18 protein-coding genes and 1 other RNA gene are annotated in these 22,627 nt (G+C 47.2%); all 19 read left to right on the forward strand.

Annotation, left to right across the window (positions count from 1 at the left end; all coding sequences use genetic code 11):
* Positions 1–40: 40 nt before the first annotated feature.
* Positions 41–401, forward strand: an RNA gene (rnpB, locus tag ABD744_RS00115) — RNase P RNA component class A.
* A gap of 293 nt (positions 402–694) precedes the next feature.
* Positions 695–1,150, forward strand: coding sequence for a division/cell wall cluster transcriptional repressor MraZ (mraZ, locus tag ABD744_RS00120; protein ID WP_344794187.1), 456 nt, complete (start codon positions 695–697; stop codon positions 1,148–1,150).
* The gene (gene rsmH / locus ABD744_RS00125) at positions 1,150–2,085 is read left to right on the forward strand and encodes a 16S rRNA (cytosine(1402)-N(4))-methyltransferase RsmH (RefSeq protein ID WP_344794189.1); all 936 of its coding nucleotides are present in this window, start codon (positions 1,150–1,152) and stop codon (positions 2,083–2,085) included. Before mraZ ends, rsmH begins: the two co-directional genes overlap by 1 nt.
* Positions 2,086–2,087: 2 nt before the next feature.
* Positions 2,088–2,477: a cell division protein FtsL gene (ftsL, locus tag ABD744_RS00130; protein ID WP_344794191.1), complete on the forward strand. Its 390-nt coding sequence runs from the start codon at positions 2,088–2,090 to the stop codon at positions 2,475–2,477.
* Between the two features lie 40 nt (positions 2,478–2,517).
* Positions 2,518–4,206, forward strand: coding sequence for a peptidoglycan D,D-transpeptidase FtsI family protein (locus ABD744_RS00135; protein ID WP_344794193.1), 1,689 nt, complete (start codon positions 2,518–2,520; stop codon positions 4,204–4,206).
* A 12-nt stretch (positions 4,207–4,218) separates the two neighbouring features.
* Positions 4,219–5,691, forward strand: coding sequence for a UDP-N-acetylmuramoyl-L-alanyl-D-glutamate--2,6-diaminopimelate ligase (murE, locus tag ABD744_RS00140; protein WP_344794195.1), 1,473 nt, complete (start codon positions 4,219–4,221; stop codon positions 5,689–5,691).
* Entirely contained in the window at positions 5,688–7,064 is a 1,377-nt protein-coding gene (locus ABD744_RS00145; protein ID WP_344794197.1) for a UDP-N-acetylmuramoyl-tripeptide--D-alanyl-D-alanine ligase, read from the forward strand. Before murE ends, ABD744_RS00145 begins: the two co-directional genes overlap by 4 nt.
* A gap of 9 nt (positions 7,065–7,073) precedes the next feature.
* Positions 7,074–8,156 carry a phospho-N-acetylmuramoyl-pentapeptide-transferase gene (gene mraY / locus ABD744_RS00150; RefSeq protein ID WP_344794199.1) on the forward strand — a complete coding sequence of 361 codons (1,083 nt, stop codon included), beginning with the start codon at positions 7,074–7,076 and terminating at the stop codon, positions 8,154–8,156.
* Between the two features lie 29 nt (positions 8,157–8,185).
* On the forward strand, positions 8,186–9,544 hold the full coding sequence (gene murD, locus ABD744_RS00155; protein ID WP_344794201.1) for a UDP-N-acetylmuramoyl-L-alanine--D-glutamate ligase: 1,359 nt from the start codon (positions 8,186–8,188) through the stop codon (positions 9,542–9,544).
* The gene (ftsW, locus tag ABD744_RS00160; RefSeq protein ID WP_344794203.1) at positions 9,537–10,730 is read left to right on the forward strand and encodes a putative lipid II flippase FtsW; all 1,194 of its coding nucleotides are present in this window, start codon (positions 9,537–9,539) and stop codon (positions 10,728–10,730) included. The genes murD and ftsW overlap by 8 nt, the downstream gene beginning before the upstream one ends.
* On the forward strand, positions 10,720–11,811 hold the full coding sequence (gene murG, locus ABD744_RS00165) for an undecaprenyldiphospho-muramoylpentapeptide beta-N-acetylglucosaminyltransferase (protein WP_344794205.1): 1,092 nt from the start codon (positions 10,720–10,722) through the stop codon (positions 11,809–11,811). Before ftsW ends, murG begins: the two co-directional genes overlap by 11 nt.
* Positions 11,801–13,261 carry a UDP-N-acetylmuramate--L-alanine ligase gene (murC, locus tag ABD744_RS00170; protein ID WP_344794207.1) on the forward strand — a complete coding sequence of 487 codons (1,461 nt, stop codon included), beginning with the start codon at positions 11,801–11,803 and terminating at the stop codon, positions 13,259–13,261. Before murG ends, murC begins: the two co-directional genes overlap by 11 nt.
* Before the next feature lie 8 nt (positions 13,262–13,269).
* Positions 13,270–14,196, forward strand: coding sequence for a D-alanine--D-alanine ligase (locus ABD744_RS00175; protein WP_344794209.1), 927 nt, complete (start codon positions 13,270–13,272; stop codon positions 14,194–14,196).
* Between the two features lie 6 nt (positions 14,197–14,202).
* Positions 14,203–15,054: a cell division protein FtsQ/DivIB gene (locus tag ABD744_RS00180; protein ID WP_344794211.1), complete on the forward strand. Its 852-nt coding sequence runs from the start codon at positions 14,203–14,205 to the stop codon at positions 15,052–15,054.
* A gap of 50 nt (positions 15,055–15,104) precedes the next feature.
* On the forward strand, positions 15,105–16,343 hold the full coding sequence (gene ftsA, locus ABD744_RS00185) for a cell division protein FtsA (RefSeq protein WP_344794213.1): 1,239 nt from the start codon (positions 15,105–15,107) through the stop codon (positions 16,341–16,343).
* Positions 16,344–16,398: 55 nt separating this feature from the next.
* Positions 16,399–17,559 carry a cell division protein FtsZ gene (gene ftsZ, locus ABD744_RS00190; protein WP_344794439.1) on the forward strand — a complete coding sequence of 387 codons (1,161 nt, stop codon included), beginning with the start codon at positions 16,399–16,401 and terminating at the stop codon, positions 17,557–17,559.
* Between the two features lie 112 nt (positions 17,560–17,671).
* Positions 17,672–18,580 (forward strand): UDP-3-O-acyl-N-acetylglucosamine deacetylase, encoded by a 909-nt coding sequence (gene lpxC, locus ABD744_RS00195; RefSeq protein ID WP_344794215.1) that lies wholly within the window; start codon positions 17,672–17,674, stop codon positions 18,578–18,580.
* A 231-nt stretch (positions 18,581–18,811) separates the two neighbouring features.
* Positions 18,812–19,654, forward strand: a complete 843-nt coding sequence (locus ABD744_RS00200) for a peptidoglycan DD-metalloendopeptidase family protein (protein ID WP_344794217.1) — start codon at positions 18,812–18,814, stop codon at positions 19,652–19,654.
* A 166-nt stretch (positions 19,655–19,820) separates the two neighbouring features.
* Positions 19,821–22,538, forward strand: coding sequence for a preprotein translocase subunit SecA (secA, locus tag ABD744_RS00205; protein WP_344794219.1), 2,718 nt, complete (start codon positions 19,821–19,823; stop codon positions 22,536–22,538).
* Positions 22,539–22,627: the final 89 nt, after the last annotated feature.

A 22,627-nucleotide genomic window follows, 5' to 3' on the forward strand; every position in this document is an offset into this window, starting at 1 on the left:
CGCTTGAGGGCTGAGGGTATATACAGTACTATGCGTTTTCCAAGTCAGCTGGATAATCGCTGCCTGGTTGCTCTTGAGTAATCAGGGGGAGGAAAGTCCGGGCTCCACAGGGCAGGGTGCCAGGTAACGCCTGGGCGGCGAAAGCCGACGGCCAGTGCAACAGAGAGTATACCGCCTAAGCTCGTTAGAGCCGGTAAGGGTGAAATGGTGCGGTAAGAGCGCACCGCGTAACTGGTAACAGTTTACGGCGATGGTAAACCCCACTCGGAGCAAGACCAAATAGGAATCCGTTTGCTGCTGCCCGCAGTGGATTCGGGTAGGTTGCTTGAGCTTTTTGGCAACAAAAAGCCTAGATGAATGATTATCCTCGACAAAACCCGGCTTACAGGCTGGCTTGGAACTTTTCTTTAGATATTCCTTTTTTGCATTCCTAGTACTCTTCTAATGATACCTTAGTCTTAAACTTAATGTGGATTATTAGGTTTTGTCTCTACTCGTCTGTTTTTTATGCTTATTTTTCTCAGTTTGTCTTGAGCTTTTGTTTTTATCTTCTTGATTTAAAAGGGTTTTGCCTTTTTTTCTAAATAATGTATTTGCTTGCAAAAAGTCAAGAGTCTTCTTATAGTGTCGAAATGTGGAGGAAAGTGGATAAAAGTGGCTCTTTTTGGAAAAAAGGGTCGCAAGGTGGGGAATAGTGTTCAGAGGTGTAAGCTCAATCAATATGGATGGCAAGGGACGCATGGCGTTTCCTACGCGCTATCGTGAGCGATTGATGGAGCAGTTTGGTGGTAATTTGGTAATTACTATCGATACCGAGGAACGTTGTTTACTGATTTATCCGCTTTCTGAGTGGGAAGTGATTGAGAAAAAAATTGAAGCGCTTCCTAGTTTTAATCGTGCTGCTCGCAGAATTCAACGTTTATTGATAGGACATGCAACGGATTTAGAACTGGATGGAAGTGGACGCGTGTTATTGCCTGCACCGTTAAGAGAATATGCCAGTTTAGATAAGAAGTTGATGTTGATTGGTCAGGGTAAGAAATTTGAGCTTTGGAGTGAAGAGCTCTGGGAGCGGTGTAGAGATGAATATCTGGATGATGACTCTGATGATGATTCATTGCCAGAAGAGATGATGAATCTATCGCTTTGATGACCGAAAAAAAATTTAAACATGAAACTGTGTTATTGGATGAGGCTGTATTTTTACTGCTTCAACGGCCAGATGGTCTATACGTAGATGGCACGTTCGGTAGGGGCGGGCACAGTCGTTTGATCCTGAATGGCTTGAAGGACGAAGGGCGGCTAATCGGATTTGATAAAGACCCGCAGGCGGTTGAGGTTGGAAATCAGCTGGCTGAGGAAGATGGGCGATTTGAAATCGAACATGACAGTTTTGCTTCCCTGGGGGAGGTGATGAAAAGGCGCGATGAAGTAGGAAAGGTTTCCGGCGTACTGGTTGACTTGGGGGTTTCCTCACCTCAACTGGATGATGCGGATCGTGGCTTTAGCTTTTTAAAAAGTGGACCATTGGATATGCGTATGAACCCGTCGGCGGGCCAATCGGCCGCCGACTGGGTGAATACTGCTGAAGAATCTGAAATTGCGCGTGTTCTGTGGGAATACGGCGAAGAGCGATTCTCCAGAAGAATTGCGCGTGCCATCATAAATCGCCGTGAAGAGCAGCCGCTTTCGGATACGTTGGAGTTGGCTAATCTGATCAGTGGCGCTGTGCCTAAAAAAGACAAATTTAAGCACCCGGCAACGCGTTCATTTCAGGCAATTCGGATACACATTAATAATGAACTGGGTGACCTGAAAGACTTGTTAGAACAGTCTCTTGAGGTGTTGGAACCCGGTGGAAGCCTGGTCGTGATCAGTTTTCATTCACTTGAAGACCGAATTGTTAAGCGGTTCATGAAAGAGCAGGCCAAAGGTAAGCAGCTTCCGAAAGGCTTGCCTGTGACCGATGATCAAATTGCCCGGACGATGAAGCTTAGTTGCAAAGCGTCCAAACCTGGTGATGAAGAAATTAAGCAAAACCCTCGCGCACGAAGCGCAGTGCTTAGAGCCGCAGTTAAACTTTAAAAATGGCTAAAAACCCTCAGGACTCAGCACCAGTACGCCTCTCTTGGATTCATCGGATTCAAGAGAAGACTCGTCGGGTCTGGCAAATAGAACTGGATTTTCCCAGGCATGTTTTAACGCGTTACTCCCTGTTTTTTATTTTCTTATTAAGTCTGATTGTCGGCTCTTCTTTATCTGTTGTGTATTCCGCGCATTACAGTCGCGGCTTATTTCATGAGCTGAAAATGAAAAAACAAGAACGAGATGCACTGGAAACCGAATGGGGGCAATTGCTTTTAGAGCAAAGCGCATTATCTGCGCACACCCGGGTTGAGCAGGTTGCTGTTAAGTATTTGAATTTGGCTTTGCCTAAGGCCAAGGATGTTGAGCTGGTGATGTCGAATGGGCGCTAGCTATAAGAAAATAATAGAAAAGGAGAGTTCAGGTGAAGGCGTGAGCTCTTTTATGCCGTTATGGCGAACACGTCTTGTTCTGCTGGTTATTTTGTTGCTGCTGTTTGGGTTGGGCTATCGTCTTATTTATCTTCAGTTATCCGAACAGGCGTTCTTAAAAAATCAGGGTGATCTCAGAATGGTACGTACGGAAACTGATCCGGCGCATCGTGGGATGATTTTAGATCGAAACGGAGAGCCTTTGGCGGTCAGTACGCCTGTTGAATCTATTTGGATTAACCCTTCGTTTTTTCCTGAACTATCGAATGAGCAGGTCACTGCGTTGTCAGCCTTGCTGGATCTGAGGGAGCCTGCATTACGGAAGAAGCTCAGTGCTTCAAAAGGGCGGAAATTTGTTTACCTGAAACGTCAGCTTCCTCCGGAGCAGGCCCAAAAAGTACTCGAACTTGGTTTGAAAGGTCTGTACAGCAAAAGGGAGTACAAACGCTTTTACCCGGCAGGTGAGGTAGCAGCGCATGTAATTGGATTTACCAATACTGATGATGAGGGGCAAGAGGGCGTAGAGCTGGCTTTTAATGACTGGCTAAAAGGTTCGTCAGGTGAGCGAAAAGTTATTAAGGATCTTCAGGGGCGAGTGATTCGTCATATTAAACAAGTGTCTGAATCTGAAGACGGTAAAGACCTGGTATTGTCCATTGACTTGAGGCTTCAATATTTGGCCTATAAAGCGCTTAAAGAGTCGGTCATTAAACACCGGGCTGAATCGGGCAGTGCGGTGGTGGTAGATGTGAATACCGGAGAGGTGTTGGCGATGGTTAACCAACCGTCTTATAACCCGAATGATCGGTCTCGATTGAAAGTCAGTGATTTAAGAAATAGAGCCATCACCGATACGTTTGAGCCGGGTTCAACGATTAAAGCTTTTACCATTGCGACTGCATTGGAATCGGGTCGTTACGCCGCTTCGACGAAAGTAAATACTTCTCCGGGTTATATTCGGGTGGGCCGTAAAACAATTCGAGATCATTCGAACTACGGTAAGCTGGATCTCACCGGAATCATAAAAAAGTCGAGCAACGTGGGTACCACTAAGCTGGCTCAAAATTTAGGAAGTGACTTAATTTGGCTGACGCTTTTTAAAGCAGGGTTTGGCCAGGCGCCGGGTACAGGTTTTCCTGGTGAGGGAAATGGCATGTTGCCGATGCAAAGAAAATTTAGGCCCATTGAGTTAGCAACTTTATCTTACGGTTACGGTCTATCTGCTACCCCATTGCAGTTAGCCGGTGCTTACACTGCGTTTGGAAATAACGGAGAGCGGCCGGAGTTGACGCTGATGTCTCGTTCAGAAGTGAGTAAAATTGAAGGCATTCGGAGTGAATCGGTGATGTCTGAACGGGTTGCGTCACAAGTGTTATTGATGCTGGAGACAGTGACGGAAAAAGGCGGCACCGCCACTCGTGCAGCAGTACCCTATTATCGCGTGGGAGGAAAAACCGGAACCGTGCATAAAGTGGGACAAGGCGGTTATCAGGATGATGCTTACATCGCATATTTTGCAGGCATTGCGCCTATTTCGAAGCCAAGGTATTCGGTTGTGGTGACGATTAACGGCCCTTCCGGAGACAGGTATTATGGCGGAGAGGTTGCGGCACCGGTATTTTCAGGAATCATCAGTGCTGCGATGCGTTTAAATAATATCCCGCCTGATTCTTTTGATGGATTGAAGTAGTGAGTTTTCAGTATGCAAGTTAGAACCGTCAAATTGCGTGATTGCCTTGAGTGGCTGGCGTCATCTGAAATTGCCGATGTAGTTGTCGACGGCATTACGCTGGACAGTCGAACCATTACTGGTGGTGAGCTCTTTGTTGCAGTGCAAGGTTTGCAGGTGGACGGGCGTCAGTTTGTTACTCAGGCGATAGAAAAGGGTGCAAGAGCTGTATTTCGGCAAGCAGATCAGCAGGGCATACATAAAGTAGGTTCAAGTTGGATTGTAGATGTACCAGGCCTTGAGCAGCAGTTGAGCGGCTTGGCTGCTAAGTTTTATGGTCGGCCATCGGAGGCGATGACGCTGGTGGGCGTTACTGGAACCAACGGCAAAACTACCGTGAGCCAATTGGTTGCACAGGCGTTTCATTTACTTGATAAACCGTCAGCGGTGATAGGAACGGCCGGAAATGGTGTGTGGCCCGCTTTAGAGGTGGCATCTCATACCACGCCAGACCCAATTAGTTTGCAGAAACTAATTTCAGACTTTAAAAGTGAGGGGGCTGAGCTGGTGGCGATGGAGGTTTCTTCTCATGGTTTGGATCAAGGGCGCGTTTCTGAAGTGGCATTTGATGTGGCCGTGTTTACAAACTTAACCCGTGATCACTTGGACTATCATGGCTCAATGGATGCTTACGGAGAGGCCAAGTCGCAGTTGTTTAAAAAGCCGGGCATTAAAGCTTCAGTCATTAATCTGGATGATGTGTTTGGTGAAAAACTTTTGAAAACACTATCAAACACAATCAGTTACAGCGTATTGAATCCAACAGCGGATGTGTATTGTCGGTCTTATCAATTATCGACGGATGGTATCAATTTATCGGTCGCATCGCCTTGGGGGGATGTCACGCTTAAATGCCCGTTGATAGGTTTATTTAATGTGTCCAACGTTTTGGCTGTGGTGTCAGTATTAGGGGCATTAAATGTGGCGCTTGCAGACGTCGCCAGGGTAGTTGCTGATTTTCAGTCGGTTTCAGGGCGAATGGAACTGCTCGGAGACGAAAACACGCCGTCTGTTATTGTGGATTATGCGCACACTGGCGATGCACTTGAAAAGGCGTTAATTGCGATAAAAGAACACTGTTCTGGTCAGCTATATTGTGTCTTTGGCTGTGGAGGGGATCGAGATCGTGGCAAACGTGCAGAAATGGCTGAAATTGCCGAACGTTTGGCAGACGTGGTGGTTGCAACCAACGATAATCCGCGCACCGAAAATCCTGAGCAGATAATGAAAGACATTGTGAGTGGTTTTAAAACTCCGGCAGAGATCAAAATTGAGCTGGATCGTGAGCAGGCAATTAATTGGGCAGTTCAGCAGGCGAGGCCAGACGATTGGATCTTGGTAGCGGGCAAAGGCCATGAGGACTATCAAGAAATTGATGGTGTGAAACACCCTTTTTCTGATGTGTTGAAGGCCAAGGCTGCATTAGCGGAGTACGTATCTAAATGAAATTGAGTGAAATCGCAAAGGTCACATCAGGAGGTCTTTATGGCTCTGATCTTGAATTTCAGTCCATTTCAACCGACTCGCGTTCAATCGAAGAGCATGAGCTCTTTGTTGCTTTAGTCGGCGAGAAGTTCGACGGCCACGAATACATTGATGCAGTGATTGCTCGTGGGGCTTGTGCGATGATCGTGAGTCGTCCATTGGCGCAGGATATTCCACACATTGTGGTTGAAGATACTTTAACTGCTTTGGGGAAAATAGGATCAGCGTTTGCAAATGCAACAACGGCCAGACTGGTTGCTCTCACCGGAAGTTGTGGTAAAACCACGACGAAGGAAATGATTCGCTTATGTTTGGCTGAACATGGCGAGGTTCATGCTACCCGAGGGAATTTAAACAACCATATCGGGGTGCCTTTGACGTTAGCTGAGTTAACGGCTGAACATCAGTTTGGTGTCATTGAGATGGGTGCCAGCGGTGTGGGTGAAATTGATTACACCGTGTCATTGACTCAACCAGAGGTGGTGCTGATTACGAATGCTTCCGCCGCCCATTTAGAAGGCTTTGGCTCATTTGAAAATATTGTAAAAACCAAAGGTGAAATAATCCGCGCGTCTCAGTCTGACAGTGTTGTGGTGCTGAACAAAGACGATGCAAGCTTTGATTCGTGGTTGGCGATGTTAAACGGCAGGAAATTAGTGACATTCTCCGGTTCATTGACCTCGCAAGCGGATGTCTGCCTTAAAAGCAAAACCGCCATAGAGCCTTTAGGTTACCAGCTGTTGGTTCAGGTGGGTGATCAGGATTACGAATTTGATTTTCATGCGTTGGGCGATCATATGATCCAGAATGCATTGGCTTCCCTGGCGGTGGTCCATGCAATGGGTCTGGATGTGAAGGTTGCTTTGCAAGGTCTAACTAAATTTCACCCGGTGAAAGGGCGTTTATCCCCGGTTAAATATGAAGATGTTACCGTGTGGGATGATACATATAACGCGAACCCGCGTTCTGTTGAGGCAGCGATTCAAACGGTGGGCGAGTGTGAAGGTGAAAAGTGGTTGGTGCTGGGTGAGATGGCTGAACTTGGGGGCGGAGCGGCGAACGCTCATGCTCAGTTAGGTCGGAAAGCGCTGAATCACAAATTCAGTCGGGTTTTTGCTATTGGCTCTTACGCACATTGTGTCATTGAGTGCGGTGGTTTTCTAGGTACTGCCTATAAAAAGACTGACATGGACGTCCTTATTTCTGATCTCCTGAACAGTATTCAGGGGGGCGTTCATATTTTGGTGAAAGGTTCTAGAAGTGCGGGGATGGAACGAGTCATCGAAGCGCTTAAAAATGATTTTGTTCAACACAAAAATAACTTCAAAAAATAGGTATTTGTCATGTTGTTATGGCTGACTCAATGGTTATCGGAATACGCCAGTGGTTTTGGTGTCTTTCAGTATCTGACACTAAGAGCGATTTTAGGTGTTTTAACGGCGCTGGCAATTTCGTTGGTTCTTGGTCCGGGATTCATTAAAAAACTTCGTTATCACCAGATTGGTCAAGCCATTCGAACGGATGGGCCTCAGTCTCATTTGAGTAAAGCCGGTACCCCAACAATGGGTGGCGCGCTTATTCTGATTGCGATTATGGTGAGCACCTTTCTTTGGGCGGATCTGTCCAACTTTTACGTCTGGATTGTGTTGCTGGTAACCGGTGTGTTTGGTGCTGTTGGCTGGGTGGATGACTACCGTAAAGTGGTTGAAAAGGACTCCAGAGGTTTACCGGCGCGTTGGAAGTATTTCTGGCAATCTGCTGCAGGTCTGGTTGCGGCTATTGCTCTGTATGCAGCAGCGGACTCGCCTGCTGAAACGCAATTGATTATTCCATTCTTTAAGGACTTTGCTTTAGAGCTCGGGGTAGGTTTTATTCTTTTGACATACCTTGTGGTGGTGGGCAGCAGTAATGCGGTGAACCTGACAGACGGCCTTGATGGGTTAGCGATTCTTCCGACCGTATTGGTCGCAGGTGCCTTGGCGGTCTTTGCGTACGTTTCCGGCCATGCTCATTTTGCCGATTATTTAAATATTCCCTACGTGCCGGGCAGTGGAGAGCTGGTGGTTATTTGTTGCGCCATGGTAGGGGCAGGGCTCGGTTTCCTATGGTTTAACACTTATCCGGCTCAGGTCTTTATGGGGGACGTGGGTGCTTTGGCTCTGGGTGCCGCATTGGGCATTATTGCTGTCATCATTCGTCAGGAAATTGTTTTGTTCATCATGGGTGGTGTATTTGTGATGGAGACGTTGTCCGTTATTTTACAGGTTGCTTCTTTCAAATTGACGGGTAAACGAATTTTCAGGATGGCGCCTATTCATCATCATTTTGAGCTGAAAGGCTGGCCGGAGCCGAAAGTCATTGTGCGTTTCTGGATCATTACAGTGATTCTTGTGCTTTGTGGTCTGGCAACGTTAAAAATTCGATAGATAGTCATTAATGGATCAGGGTGAGTTGAGTGAGTTTAATAACGACGGATAAGTATTCAGTCATTGTTGGGTTAGGCCTTTCAGGTCTCTCGTGTGCTCGTTATTTAACTCGCCTTGGCCAGCGCTTTGTGGTGATGGATACACGTAATGAACCGCCTTTGTTGAATAAGCTCAAGGAGTCTTGTCCTGGCGTTAAGGTGATTGCCGGGGAACTGGATGTTTCTATTTTGGAGGGAGCATCATCGGTGATAGTCGGGCCTGGCCTGGATACGCAACAAGCGCCGTTTAAAGCACTGATTGATCAAGGTGTGGATGTTGTTGGGGATATTGAGTTGTTTGCTCGCGCTGTTCAAGCGCCTGTCATTGCAATTACCGGTTCTAACGGCAAAAGCACGGTAACGACACTCGTTGGGGAAATGGCCGAAGCAGCTGGCCTGAATGTGAAGGTTGGCGGCAATATTGGTGTTCCGGCATTGGATTTATTGACCCCGACCCCTGTTGACTTGTACGTCCTTGAGTTGTCGAGTTTTCAGCTGGAAACAACTTATAGCTTGAAGCCCAAAGCCGCGACAGTTCTGAATTTGCAGGCGGATCATATGGATCGTTATGGCAATATGGTTGCGTACCATAAAGCGAAGCAGCGAATCTATCGACATTGCGGTTGTTCGGTCTGGAATAAAAAAGACATGTTGACTCAGCCGTTACTGGGGTCTGACTCAAGTTCGGTGGTATTTACCACTGATGAGCCTGATCTGGCTGAATTTGGTTTAAAGCAGGTGGATGACCAACTGTGGTTAATGAAAGGTCAAAAACCTTTGGTGTCTGAGCAACAACTGAAGGTGAAGGGGCGTCATAATTTGGCCAACGTATTGGCAGCAATGGCACTGGGGGATGCGGCCGGTATTCCCATGGAGGCCATGATCGAGGCCTCCATTAACTTTACAGGCTTGGCACATCGCTGCGAGTGGTTGAAAGAAATTAATGGGCGAACCTTCATTAATGACTCAAAGGGAACCAATGTAGGCGCGACAAAGGCAGCCATTGAGGGCTTGGCCAGCGACAGTAAAAATATTGTTTTGATTGCTGGTGGTGTTGGCAAAGGCGCCGATTTTGGCGAGTTAGGCGCTGCGTTGGCTGCACATTGTAAGGCTATGGTGGTGTTTGGTGAAGATCAGCAGGAAATAGCTGATGCGGTTCCGGAGTCGGTCAATGTACAACGTGCAAATGGCCTGGAGCATGCTCTTCAACAAGCTGTGGACGCATCAGAGAAGGGCGATGTTGTGTTATTTTCGCCGGCGTGTGCCAGCTTCGATATGTTCCGTAACTTTGAGCACCGGGGGCAGGTTTTCTCGGGCTTGGTTGAACAGCTCGGTGAAATAAATGACTAGTCTCGCAGACCGTTATAGTTCATCGCGGCAATGGCAGTTGCCGTTTGATGGTCTTTTGACTATGAGTGTTTTGCTGTTGTTGACGATTGGCACTGTGTGCATGACTTCAGCGTCGACAGAAATCGCTGCGGGAAATTATAAAAATGAATTCTTTCATATTAAACGCCATTTAATTTATTTAACGATCGGGATGGTGGCTGCATTTGCTACTTTATCGATTCCGATTCGGCTGTACCGAGAAATGAGTTGGTTGGCTTTGGGGCTTGGCTTTGCCTTACTGGTGCTGGTTTTAGTGCCGGGTATTGGTCGAGATGTGAACGGAAGTACCCGCTGGATTGGTCTTGGTGGCTTTAATATACAGGCTTCAGAAATCGCCAAAGTGAGCATGGTGATCTATACCGCCTCTTATTTGGTGAGACATCTGGATGAAGTAAGGACTCGCTATTCAGGTTTTCTTCGGCCGGTATTAGTACTGGGCGCGTTTGTTTTTCTGTTGCTTTTGGAGCCTGATTTTGGTGCTGCTGTTGTTATGTTAAGCGCCTTTATGGCCATGATGTTTTTGGCAGGAGTTAAAGCGTCGCACTTCTTTTTGTCCATTGTGGTTTGTTTAGTAGGTGTGGTAGGTATTGCGGTATCACAGCCATACAGGATGGCTCGTTTGCAGTCATTCTTGGACCCTTGGGACGCAGACATACAGTTTGGCAGTGGTTATCAGCTTACCCAGGCTTTGATTGCTTTTGGACGTGGTGATTGGTTTGGTGTCGGTTTGGGTAACAGTATGCAGAAACTGTACTTCCTGCCTGAAGCGCATACGGATTTTGTATTTGCCATTATTGCTGAAGAAATGGGGGCGGTGGGGGCCATCGGTGTTTTGTTGCTATTTGCTGTTTTTGCTTGGCGCGCGATCACCATTGGCAGAAAAGCGGAAGAAAAAGGTCTGTTGTTTAATGCGTATATGGCGTACGGCTTATCTATGATTTTTGCGATGCAGGCGATCATTAATATCGGTGTTAATACGGGAACGCTCCCTACCAAAGGATTGACGTTACCATTTTTGAGTTATGGCGGAAGCAGTTTGATTATTAGTTGTGTGGCTGCGGCCATTATTTTACGTATAGATTATGAAACCCGACTTGATAAATCAGGAAATAGTGCGCCTCAAGAGGAGGTGACGAATGGACGCTAGCTGGTCGGGTAAAACCCTGTTGGTGATGGCGGGTGGCACAGGCGGCCATATTTATCCTGCGTTGGCATGTGCTCAACGGGTTATTGAGCAGGGTGGTCGTGTTTGCTGGCTTGGTACAAAGCGTGGCCTGGAGTCTCAAATAGTGCCGGCAGCAGGCATTAACATTGAGTACATAGACATTGCAGGCTTAAGGGGAAATGGTGTCTTGGGGTGGTTAAAAGCGCCGTTTCGGATTTTGAAAGCCATTGGGCAAGCCATGCAGGTGATGAGTCGCGTTAAACCGGATGTAGTATTAGGAATGGGTGGCTTTGTTACCGGACCGGGAGGCGTTGCTGCTCGGGCTAAGGGTATACCTCTGGTGATTCACGAGCAGAATGCCATTCCCGGACTGACGAATAAACTGTTGGCCCGAATTTCAAATAGAGTATTGGAAGCGTTTCCGGACACTTTTGAATCTGCGGATGCCTGCACAGGTAACCCAATTCGTGAAGAATTGATTTGTGACCAGTCGCCCGAACAGCGCAAGGTAGGGCAACAAGGCACAGTAAGCATACTGGTAGTGGGTGGTAGCCTGGGTGCCGTTGCGATGAATCGAATGGTGCCCGCTGCACTGGCCGATTTAATGCGTAAAGGGATTACGTTTCAGGTGCTTCATCAGACGGGTAAAAAGAATTTAGAGGAAACACAGCGCCTGTATCGTGAGCTAGACATTTCAGCAGAGGTAGTGCCGTACATTGAAGATATGAAAACCGCCTACTTAAACGCTGACTTGGTGATTTGTCGTTCCGGGGCATTGACTGTGTCAGAGTTAATGTCCGTTGGGGTTGGCTCGGTTTTGGTGCCATTTCCGTTTGCGGTGGATGATCACCAGACTGCAAATGCAAAGTATATCGAAGATGTGGCGGGAGGGGTGATTTGCCAACAAGGCAGCACATCTCCCGAAGCATTAAGTGCTCTATTGAGCTCATTTATTGAACAAGATCGTTTATTGATGATGGCAACCAACGCCTGGAATAACCGTAAAACAGAAGCGGCAGGGTTGGTATTGAATCATTGTCAGGAGTTAATCAATGTCAAATGACAAGCAAAGTATTAAATCTGCCGGTTGGGATGTACCGGAAATGCGCAGAATTCGCACCATTCATTTTGTCGGAATCGGCGGTGTGGGAATGTGTGGCATTGCCGAGGTCTTGTTAAACCAGGGTTATCGGATTACAGGATCGGATCTTAAGTCGTCAGTGAATACACAGCGGTTAGAATCGCTAGGAGCGAAGATCTTTATCGGGCATGCAGCAGAACATGTTGCAGGTTGTGATGTTATCGTTGTGTCCAGTGCGGTTGATACCACCAACCCGGAAGTCGCCGAAGCTTTGGATAATCGTATCCCGGTTGTACCTCGAGCTGAAATGTTGGCGGAGTTAATGCGATATCGTCATGGGATTGCGGTGGCGGGTACGCACGGTAAAACAACGACGACCAGCTTAGTGTCTTCTGTGTTAGCAGAGGGCGGTTTGGACCCAACCTTTGTGATTGGCGGAAAGTTAAACAGTGCCGGCACCAATGCAAAGCTGGGGGCGAGTCGTTACTTAGTGGCTGAGGCGGATGAAAGTGATGCATCCTTTCTTCACTTGCAGCCGATGACGGCCATTGTGACCAATATCGATGCAGACCATATGGAAACCTATGGTGGCGATTTCTCCAAGTTGGAGCATACGTTCATTGAGTTTTTGCACAACCTGCCTTTTTATGGCTTGGCAGTGGTTTGCGTGGATGATCCGGTCATTGAGCAGCTGTTACCCCGAATCAGCCGTCAGACGGTGACTTACGGTATTGAAAACAGCCAAGCGGATTATCGGGCGACCAATATCGTACAAGATCAAAAGAAAGTGACTTTCACTGCAGTAAGGCCGGAAGGTAAGGCGCCGCTTGATATCGAACTGCACATGCCAGGCAAACACAATGTGCTGAATGCTTTAGCTACCATTGCCGTTGCCACGGATGAAGGTATTTCAGATGAGGCGATTGTGGCAGGTTTGGCTCAGTTTAAAGGCGTAGGTCGACGTTTTCAGGTGTATGGTGAATTTGAGACAGGCCAGGGCCAGGTCATGTTGGTGGATGATTACGGTCATCACCCACGAGAGGTGGCCGTGACGATCGCAGCCATTCGAGATGGTTGGCCGGATCGACGTTTGGTGACTTTGTATCAGCCTCATCGTTACTCAAGGACTCGCGATTTGTATGAAGACTTCGTGCAGGTTCTGTCTGAAACCGATGGTTTGGTTTTGATGGAGGTTTATCCGGCCGGTGAAAAAGTGGTTCCGGGTGCCGATGGACGAAGTTTGTGTCGTAGCATTCGTCAGCGAGGCCAGGTGGAACCGGTCTTTATGGAGCGAGATGATGATCCGCTTAAAGTGCTTTCGGGTGTATTGAAAGACGGCGATATTTTGTTAACTCAGGGGGCTGGTGACATTGGTGCTCTGGCCGCTGGTTTGGCGGATGTGAACTTAGATTTAAGCAAAGTAAAAGGTTAGGAAAGTCTATGAGCGTAGCAGAGTCGTTTGGCAAGGTTGCCGTTTTGTTCGGCGGAAGTTCAGCCGAACGGGAAGTTTCCCTTAAAAGTGGCCATGCGGTTTGCGAGGCCCTGTCGCAAGCAAACGTAGACTTTGAAGCAATCGATGCGACCGGTGACTGGATGCAACGTTTGATGGAAGGCGGGTTTGAGCGAGTTTTTAATGCGCTTCACGGTCGAGGCGGCGAAGATGGTAAAGTTCAGGGCTTTCTGGAATGTTTAGGAATGCCATACACCGGGAGTGGAGTAACCGCCTCGGCGGTGGCTATGGATAAGGCACTGACCAAACACATTTGGGTTGGGAATGGCATTTCCACCCCAAAATACGAAGCCGTTACGGACCAAACGGATGTGGCAGGGCTGTCGGAGCGGTTGTCGCTTCCATTGATCGTTAAGCCCGCCCATGAAGGCTCAAGTATTGGCATGAGCAAAGTCACTTCGTGGGAAGCGCTGAAAGAGGCAATTGAGGCCGCTCGTGCACTGGACAGTGTTGTGCTGGTGGAAGAGTGGGTGACGGGCAGTGAGTACACCATTGCGGTTTTGAATGGAAAGGCGTTACCGGTTATTAAGCTAGAAACCGATCACAGTTTTTACGATTACGATGCTAAGTATTTGTCCAATGATACTAAGTATTTATTGCCTTGCGAATTACCTCAAGCAGAGGAAGATTTTCTTCGTGAGTTGGCCGTCAAAGCGACGGATGCGCTGGCGTGTAAAGGTTGGTGTCGAGTGGATGCCATGCGTGATGAGGCCACTGGCGAGTTTTATTTATTGGAAGTTAATACCGTGCCGGGCATGACAGACCACAGTTTAGTGCCAATGGCGGCAGCAGCCACAGGAATGGACTTTAAAGCACTGGTGCTTGACGTCTTATCCAAAGCGTCGTTGAAAGGGTGATGAAAGATGGCTGGTGAAACGACTTCGGCAGTCAGTACGCCAAGGCGAGGCGCCAGCCGAAAAGTAACAGAGCGAGAGCCCAGGAAGCCTCGTAAAAAGGTTCGGTTGGATTGGTTTTCGCGTATCCCATGGTCTGTTTTAGTGGTTGTGATGTTTGTGTCGGGCTTTATCTACAGCGCTTTGTTTTTGGGTAAAGAATTTATTGCGTTTTTAGATCGTCCGATAGTGAACGTTGCAATTTCAGGTGATGTGGCTCATGTAGATAGTCGTGCACTGAAACAAAACGTACTGGAATTTGGTCAGAAAGGCTTTTTGTCTTCGGACATGGAGCAGCTCAGGCAAGAAACAGAGCGTCGGGGCTGGATTAAAACGGTCGTCGTGAAGCGGTTTTGGCCTTACGGAGTAGAGCTGGTTTTAACAGAGCATACACCGGTTGCCCGTTGGGGTGAAAGGGCCTTGTTGAGCGCTGAAGGTGAGGTGTTTGAAGTAGTGGATACCGCGCCGTTTTCAGGGTTGCCAGTACTGGACGGTTCGATAGGTCAAGAGCTGGAGCTGATGGCAACGTACAGTGATTTGAACCGTCAGTTATCGACGGTGGGATTGTCGATTGAATCGCTGACTCAATCGAGTCGAGGTGCTTGGCAGCTCACCTGTCGTAATGAGCTTAAGCTGAATTTAGGCCGGGATCGACTGAATGAAAAGATGAATAAGTTTGTCAAAGTTTATCGGTTAGCTTTGCATAAAAAGATCGAAGAAATAGAACAGGTTGATTTGCGATATACCAATGGTCTGGCGGTGGCTTGGAAGCCATCAGAACAAGATAATAACGGTACATTGCGACAAAAGGTTGATACATAAATTAAGGAACATCCGAAGCGTGCTTCGGTGAAAAGAGGAATTGCCTAGCTATGGTTGCATCAGGAACCATGATTGTCGGTTTAGACATTGGTACATCGAAAGTCGTTGCGATTGTTGGTGCAACTGCAGATGACGGAAGTATTGAAATTGTTGGTATTGGCTCACACCCTTCTCGTGGCATGAAGAAAGGGGTTGTAGTGAATATTGAATCCACAGTGCAGTCCATTCAGCGTGCGGTTGAGGAAGCTGAGTTGATGGCAGGCTGTGAGATCCACTCGGTTTTTGCCGGCATTGCAGGGAATCATATTCGCAGTATGAACTCTCATGGCATTGTTGCAATTAAAGACAGAGAAGTGATGCAAGCGGATCTTGAGCGGGTGATTGAAGCTGCAAAAGCGGTGGCGATCCCGGCGGATCAGAAGATCCTGCATATTTTGCCTCAGGAATACGTGATTGATAACCAAGAAGGCATTAAAGAGCCCCTGGGTATGTCTGGTGTTCGGTTAGAAGCAAAAGTGCACCTGGTGACGTGTGCGGATAATGCGGCGCAAAACATTGAGAAGTGCGTACGTCGCTGCACTTTGGAAGTGGATGATGTGATTTTGGAGCAGCTGGCTTCAAGTTATGCTGTATTGACCGAAGATGAAAAAGAACTGGGTGTCTGTATGGTTGATATTGGTGGTGGTACCACTGATATCGCAGTGTTTACGGAAGGCGCGATTCGTCATACCGCAGTGATTCCGATTGCGGGCGATCAGGTGACGAATGACATTGCGATGGCGTTGAGAACGCCAACTCAGCACGCAGAAGAAATCAAGATGAAGTACGCCTGTGCTTTGACCACGATTGCTGGTGCTGATGAAACCATCAAAGTGCCGAGTGTTGGAGACCGACCACCAAGGGATTTATCCCGACAGGCGTTGGCCGAAGTGGTTGAACCTCGCTATGAAGAATTGTTTACCTTAATTCAGGCAGAGCTGCGTCGAAGCGGCTTTGAAGACCTGATCCCGGCGGGCGTTGTTTTGACCGGTGGGACTGCAAAAATGGAAGGTGTTGTGGAACTGGCGGAGGAAATTTTTCATATGCCGGTTCGCTTAGCAGTACCTCAGGGAGTGACCGGGTTGACGGACGTGGTTCGTAATCCTATCTACTCAACGGCGGTTGGACTGTTGCAGTATGGCCGCAAAACGTTGGAAGAAAGTGCTGTAAGTTCAGGGGAAGTACTACACGTTTCAGAGGATGAGGGCGTGGTAAGTAAGCTGAAGAAATGGTTTCAAGGAAACTTTTAAGATTTTAAACAATAAGAAGATTGCGTTCGTTTAAAGGAGAAACAAAATGTCTAATATGTTCGAGCTGGTGGATAACGTTCCTAACCAGGCAACTATTAAAGTAGTAGGTGTTGGTGGCGGTGGTGGTAACGCTGTTTGCTATATGGTGGATAACCATATTGAAGGCGTGGACTTCATTTGTGCCAATACCGATGCTCAAGCATTAAAAAAGAATATGGCAAAAGCCATTTTGCAGTTGGGTAATGAACTGACTAAAGGACTTGGCGCTGGAGCTAATCCTGAAGTGGGTCGCCAGGCAGCGATTGAAGATCGTGAGCGTATCGTGGAAGTTTTACACGGTGCTGATATGGTATTTATTACCGCTGGCATGGGTGGTGGTACAGGCACAGGTGCTGCACCGATTGTTGCTGAAGTGGCCCGTGATATGGGGATTCTGACAGTAGCGGTTGTTACAAAACCGTTCCCGTTTGAAGGCCGTAAGCGCATGAAAATTGCGGAAGAAGGCATTAAAGAGCTGTCTCAGCATGTGGACTCTTTAATTACCATTCCGAATGAAAAATTGCTGACCGTTCTGGGTAAAAGCACCAGCTTGATGGATGCATTTAAAGCAGCGAACGATGTATTGCTGGGTGCGGTTCAAGGCATTGCTGATCTTATTACTCATCCGGGTGTGATCAACGTTGACTTTGCAGACGTTAAAACGGTGATGTCTGAAATGGGTCTGGCGATGATGGGCACAGGCGTTGCCTCCGGTGAAGACCGAGCGGCAGAGGCTGCTGAAGCGGCTATTCGCAGTCCGTTATTGGATGATATCGACCTGAATGGTGCGCGCGGTATTTTGGTTAACATCACGGGCGGCCCGGAGTTGGGTCTGGGTGAGTTCGCACAAGTTGGTGAAATCGTTGAAGATATTGCTTCTGAAACGGCTACGGTAGTTGTGGGTACGTCCATTGATCCAGAAATGACCGATGAAATCAAAGTCACTGTTGTGGCGACAGGCATTGGTAGCGCACACATGGTTGAGAAACCAGTGAAAGTTGTGGATAACACAGCGAAAGCAGCGGATGGGCAAGTGGACTATCGTCAATTGGATCGCCCGACGGTTATGCGCAATAAGCCTGTGGAAGAAGCTGCAGAAGTGGCCAAAGTGTCCGGTGGTGAAGACAGCATCGAATATTTAGATATTCCTGCTTTCCTACGTCGCCAGGCGGACTAATTTGTTTATTCTGCATTTAGTAGGATACTGTAGATGAAGAGAGTGATTGCCAGGCAGTTCTTTGGTATACTCGCGCGCCTTTGCGTACAAACAAGTGAATTTGGTGGTTGCCATGATTAAACAGCGCACCTTGAAAAACAGTATTAGAGCCACTGGTGTGGGCTTACATTCAGGTAAAAAAGTCTATTTGTCTTTGAAGCCTGCACCTGCGAACACAGGGATTGTGTTTTGTCGTTCCGACCTTGAAGGAGTCGAGGGGATAGAGGCGAAATTCGATAACGTGGGCGACACTACGATGTCTACGACCCTGATAAAAGACAATGTTCGTGTTGATACTGTAGAGCATTTGCTGTCGGCAATGGCCGGATTGGGTATTGATAATGCGGTGGTGGAACTTTCCGCCCCTGAAGTCCCTATCATGGATGGCAGTGCAGGGCCGTTTGTATTTCTTCTTCAGTCTGCTGGTATTGCAGAACAGGATGCTCCTAAAGAGTTTATTCGTATTAAAAAGCCGATTGAAGTTCGTGAAGGTGATAAATACGCACGATTTGAGCCGTTTGATGGCTTTAAAGTCACGTTCACTATTGATTTCAATCACCCGGTTGTTGATGAAGGTAACCAAGAGACGTCGCTTGATTTCTCCAGTACTTCTTTTGTGAAAGAGGTAAGTCGGGCGCGAACGTTTGGTTTTATGAAGGATATTGAATTCCTTCGCTCCCAGAATCTGGCGTTGGGCGGCAGCTTGAACAACGCAATTGTGGTTGACGAATTCTCAATTCTTAATGAAGACGGTCTTCGTTATGAAGATGAATTTGTTAAACACAAGGTATTGGATGCAGTGGGTGACTTATACCTGCTTGGTAAGAGTCTGATTGGTGAATACACCGGATTCAAATCAGGGCATGGTTTAAATAACCTGTTGCTTCGTGAGCTTATGGCTCAGGACGATGCTTGGGAATTGGTGACTTTTGATGATGTGGCGGACGCTCCAATCAACTACATCAAACCAATAACCGCTTAATCAGTTAGTTTTTTACGAACGCTAAATTTGCTGCCAGTTCTACTGGCGGCTTTTTTCGTTTTGGCGTGTAAAAATTAATGAATTGGTAGGTTATATTTTTTTCATACTATATACTGTATTGGTCGAAGTTTATTTTGTAAGCACCTAATGAATATTGTTTTTATTAGCAGATCACATGGACAATCTTTAACGTACTCAATGAACGGTAAGCGTTTGTTGGTGTGTTTTTTCTTGTTTGTAATTATCCTGGCTTCAGTTGCCTATGCAGGATTTAATTACGCTTCAAGTCAGCAGTCCGATGTGCTTACGCCGGATATGATTACTCGTTGGTCACAGGAACTCAGTGATCAGGAGCAAGAAGTTGCCGAGCAAAGACAAATCTCATCGCGTAAAATAGATGCGTTATCCGTTAAAATGGGTGAGCTTCAGGCGCGTTTGTTGCGTTTGGAAGGGTTAGGTGAACGCTTGACTCAAATGGCGGACATCGATACCAATGAATTTGATTTTGCCTCTGGGCCCGGAATGGGCGGCCCGTCGGATATGCTGGATGAATATTATCAGGCGCCAACGCTAAAAGATGCTTTGAATCAATTACAAGAACGCATCGTTGATCGTCAGCAGCAAATTGAAGTGCTTCATTCTTTGCTGAGTGATCGGGAATTCAAAAAAGATATATTTCTGGCTGGCCGACCGATTACCAAAGGTTGGATGTCTTCTCGTTATGGCAAGCGTCGTGACCCGTTTCATGGCCGTATTGCCTGGCACGCCGGTGTAGACTTTGCGGGTAAAGATGGCAGTGAAATTATTTCTGTTGCCGCCGGTGTGGTGACTTGGGCAGAAAAACGATATGGCTATGGCTTGCTGGTCGAGATTAATCACGGTAATGGTTATTCAACCCGCTATGCACACTGCAAAGAAATCAAAGTAAAAGTGGGTGATGTGGTTGCTAAAAATCAGACAGTCGCGCTGATGGGTAGCACAGGCCGATCCACCGGCCCTCACGTGCATTTTGAAGTCCTTAAAAACAATCGACAGGTCGATCCTGCACGATTTATTCATCGAGCAAGTCGATAGCGTTAAACAGCTATTGGTATTCTTCTTAAAATCCTTTTATTATCTGTTCCCTATTGTAACAAGAATCAGGTATAACACTCTGAGCTTACTTGGTTGGAATACGACAAAAACCAAAATAAGTTAAACCAAGTAGTTAGTACTTATTGGAAATTCACAGAAGGCTTCTATGTTTGCACCCTTAGTAAGAAAACTCTTTGGCAGCAAGAATGATCGTGAAATTAAACGATTAAAAAAGATCGTAGCTAATATCAATGAAATGGAAGCGGATTACGTAGCGCTTTCTGATGAACAACTTGTCGCTAAAACTGCCGAATTTAAGAAAAGAGTTGAAGAGGGTGAATCCCTTGACGCTGTTTTACCTGAAGCCTTTGCGGTCGTTCGGGAAGCGGGTAAGCGGGTGATGGGCATGCGTCATTTTGATGTCCAGTTGATCGGTGGGATGACACTGCATGGCGGCAATATTGCTGAAATGCGTACCGGTGAAGGTAAAACACTGGTAGCGACTTTGCCGGTTTATCTGAATGCCTTGTCAGGAAAAGGCGTGCACGTAGTGACGGTAAATGATTACCTGGCGAAGCGTGATTCGGAGTGGATGGGCCGATTGTATCGCTTCTTAGGACTGTCTGTGGGTGTGGTTTATTCCGGCCAGGATCAGGAAGAGAAAAAAGCGGCTTATCAGGCGGACATTACTTACGGAACCAACAACGAGTTTGGTTTTGATTATCTGCGCGATAACATGGCCTTCCGAAAAGAAGAGCAGGTCATGCGCGGTTTAAACTTTGTGGTGGTGGATGAAGTTGACTCCATCCTGATCGATGAAGCGCGAACACCTCTAGTGATCTCTGGCCCTGTGGCTGATAATGCTGAACTTTATACGAACATTAACAAGCTGATACCAAAGCTGCAGCTTCATGAGGAAGCGATCGAAGGGCATTATACCTACGATGAAAAGCAGAAGAGCTTAGAGTTGACCGAAGACGGTCACACCTACGTTGAAGAGTTGTTGGTGGAAGCAGGCTTGTTGGAAGAAGGGGCCAGCTTGTATGCGCCTCAGAACCTGAACTTATTGCACCACATTTATGCCGGGTTAAAAGCCCATGTGATGTTCCATAAGAACGTAGAGTATATTGTTCAAAATAAACAAGTTGTTATTATTGACGAACATACAGGCCGTACCATGCCTGGCCGTCGTTGGGGTGAAGGTATTCATCAGGCGATTGAGGCAAAAGAAGGTATTCAAATTCAGGCTGAAAGCCAGACCTTGGCTTCCACTACTTTCCAGAACTTCTTCCGTTTGTACGATACCTTATCGGGTATGACAGGTACTGCCGATACCGAAGCGTTTGAATTTCAGCAGATTTATGGTTTGGATGTAATTGTTATTCCTGCCAATAAAACGCCAGAAAGAAAAGACTTCAACGATTTGGTTTATCTCACCAAGGAAGAAAAGTACGCTGCAATCATTGATGAAGTGCGTGATTGTGTGGCCGCTGGTCGGCCTTTGCTGGTCGGTACTGCGTCAATCGAAACGTCTGAGTATCTTTCAGGTTTATTGAAGAAAGACAAAATTGCTCACAGTGTATTGAATGCGAAACACCATGCCCAGGAAGCGGAAATTATTTCTCAGGCGGGTATCCCTGGTGCTGTGACCATTGCTACCAACATGGCCGGTCGTGGTACCGATATTGTGTTGGGTGGTAACTGGGAAGTTGAAGTTGCTAAGTTAAAAGACCCGACCGAAGAGCAAGTGAATCAAATTCGCACCGAATGGCAGAAACGACACGACGCTGTTTTAAATTCGGGCGGTTTGCATGTGGTGGGTTCTGAGCGTCATGAATCCCGTCGTATTGATAACCAATTGCGTGGTCGTGCTGGTCGTCAAGGGGATGCAGGTTCTACCCGTTTCTTCTTGTCGCTGGAAGATGACTTGATGCGCATCTTTGCTTCCGATCGCGTGAAAAACTTTATGCAGGCGTTGGGCATGCAGAAAGGTGAGGCGATTGAACATCGTATGGTCAGTAATGCCATTGAAAAGGCACAGCGGAAAGTAGAAGGTCGAAACTTCGACATTCGTAAGCAGTTGCTTGAATACGATGATGTTGCCAATGATCAGCGTACCGTGATTTATCAACAACGCCAGGAGTTGATGGCGGGTGAAGATATTCAGGAAACCATTCAGGCGGTGCGTGATGACGTGTTGACTGACACTGTCAGCACCTTTATTCCCCCGCAAAGTCTGCATGAGCAGTGGGATGTTCCTGGCCTTGAAGAGCACTTGAAGACTGAGTTTGCCATTGAGTTGCCAATCCAGCAGTGGTTGGACGAAGATCAGCGACTGTATGAAGAAACGCTTCGAGAAAAAATCTCACAGGAAATCGCAGCGGTTTATCAAGCCAAAGAAGAAATTGCGGGTGCTGAGACCCTTCGTAACTTCGAAAAACAAGTTATGTTGCAGGTATTGGACTCCATGTGGAAAGACCACCTGGCGACAATGGATCACCTTCGTCAAGGTATTCACCTTCGAGGTTATGCTCAGAAAAACCCGAAACAAGAATACAAGCGAGAAGCTTTTGAGTTATTCCAGCAGTTGTTGACGGACATTAAACAAGAAGTGGTTCGTATCTTGTGCCATGTTCAGGTTCAAAAACCTGAAGAAGTGGAAGAGATGGAGCGACAGCGTCTGGCACAGCAAGAGCAAACGCCAGTTGAATACCGTCATGACTCGGTTGACCCGGTTTCAGGTGAAGGCGCTGAGCCGGAGTCTGGTGAAGCGCGTGGGGATGCCGAACAGCCTTACGTTCGTGATGGCGAAAAAGTTGGCCGAAATGATCCGTGCCCATGCGGTTCAGGTAAAAAATACAAGCAGTGTCACGGTAAAATATAATCGGTTTGATTGTACTTTACTGGTGAGCGACCTCTTGGGTTTGCTCAACATGAAATAAGGCAGTTTAATGCCTGAGTTAAAGAGCCTGA

Origin of the sequence: Litoribacillus peritrichatus (assembly GCF_039537985.1) — a bacterium.
GTDB classification, from domain to species: Bacteria; Pseudomonadota; Gammaproteobacteria; order Pseudomonadales; family Litoribrevibacteraceae; genus Litoribacillus; species Litoribacillus peritrichatus.

Excerpts from the sequence above, each read along its gene's own strand:
- rsmH (WP_344794189.1), top strand. The coding sequence starts at position 1,150 with ATGACCGAAAAAAAATTTAAACATGAAACTGTGTTATTGGATGAGGCT.
- ftsL (WP_344794191.1), top strand. The coding sequence starts at position 2,088 with ATGGCTAAAAACCCTCAGGACTCAGCACCAGTACGCCTCTCTTGGATT.
- murE (WP_344794195.1), top strand. The coding sequence starts at position 4,219 with ATGCAAGTTAGAACCGTCAAATTGCGTGATTGCCTTGAGTGGCTGGCG.
- ABD744_RS00145 (WP_344794197.1), top strand. The coding sequence starts at position 5,688 with ATGAAATTGAGTGAAATCGCAAAGGTCACATCAGGAGGTCTTTATGGC.
- mraY (WP_344794199.1), top strand. The coding sequence starts at position 7,074 with ATGTTGTTATGGCTGACTCAATGGTTATCGGAATACGCCAGTGGTTTT.
- ftsW (WP_344794203.1), top strand. The coding sequence starts at position 9,537 with ATGACTAGTCTCGCAGACCGTTATAGTTCATCGCGGCAATGGCAGTTG.
- murG (WP_344794205.1), top strand. The coding sequence starts at position 10,720 with ATGGACGCTAGCTGGTCGGGTAAAACCCTGTTGGTGATGGCGGGTGGC.
- murC (WP_344794207.1), top strand. The coding sequence starts at position 11,801 with ATGTCAAATGACAAGCAAAGTATTAAATCTGCCGGTTGGGATGTACCG.
- ABD744_RS00175 (WP_344794209.1), top strand. The coding sequence starts at position 13,270 with ATGAGCGTAGCAGAGTCGTTTGGCAAGGTTGCCGTTTTGTTCGGCGGA.
- ABD744_RS00180 (WP_344794211.1), top strand. The coding sequence starts at position 14,203 with ATGGCTGGTGAAACGACTTCGGCAGTCAGTACGCCAAGGCGAGGCGCC.
- ftsA (WP_344794213.1), top strand. The coding sequence starts at position 15,105 with ATGGTTGCATCAGGAACCATGATTGTCGGTTTAGACATTGGTACATCG.
- ftsZ (WP_344794439.1), top strand. The coding sequence starts at position 16,399 with ATGTTCGAGCTGGTGGATAACGTTCCTAACCAGGCAACTATTAAAGTA.
- lpxC (WP_344794215.1), top strand. The coding sequence starts at position 17,672 with ATGATTAAACAGCGCACCTTGAAAAACAGTATTAGAGCCACTGGTGTG.
- secA (WP_344794219.1), top strand. The coding sequence starts at position 19,821 with ATGTTTGCACCCTTAGTAAGAAAACTCTTTGGCAGCAAGAATGATCGT.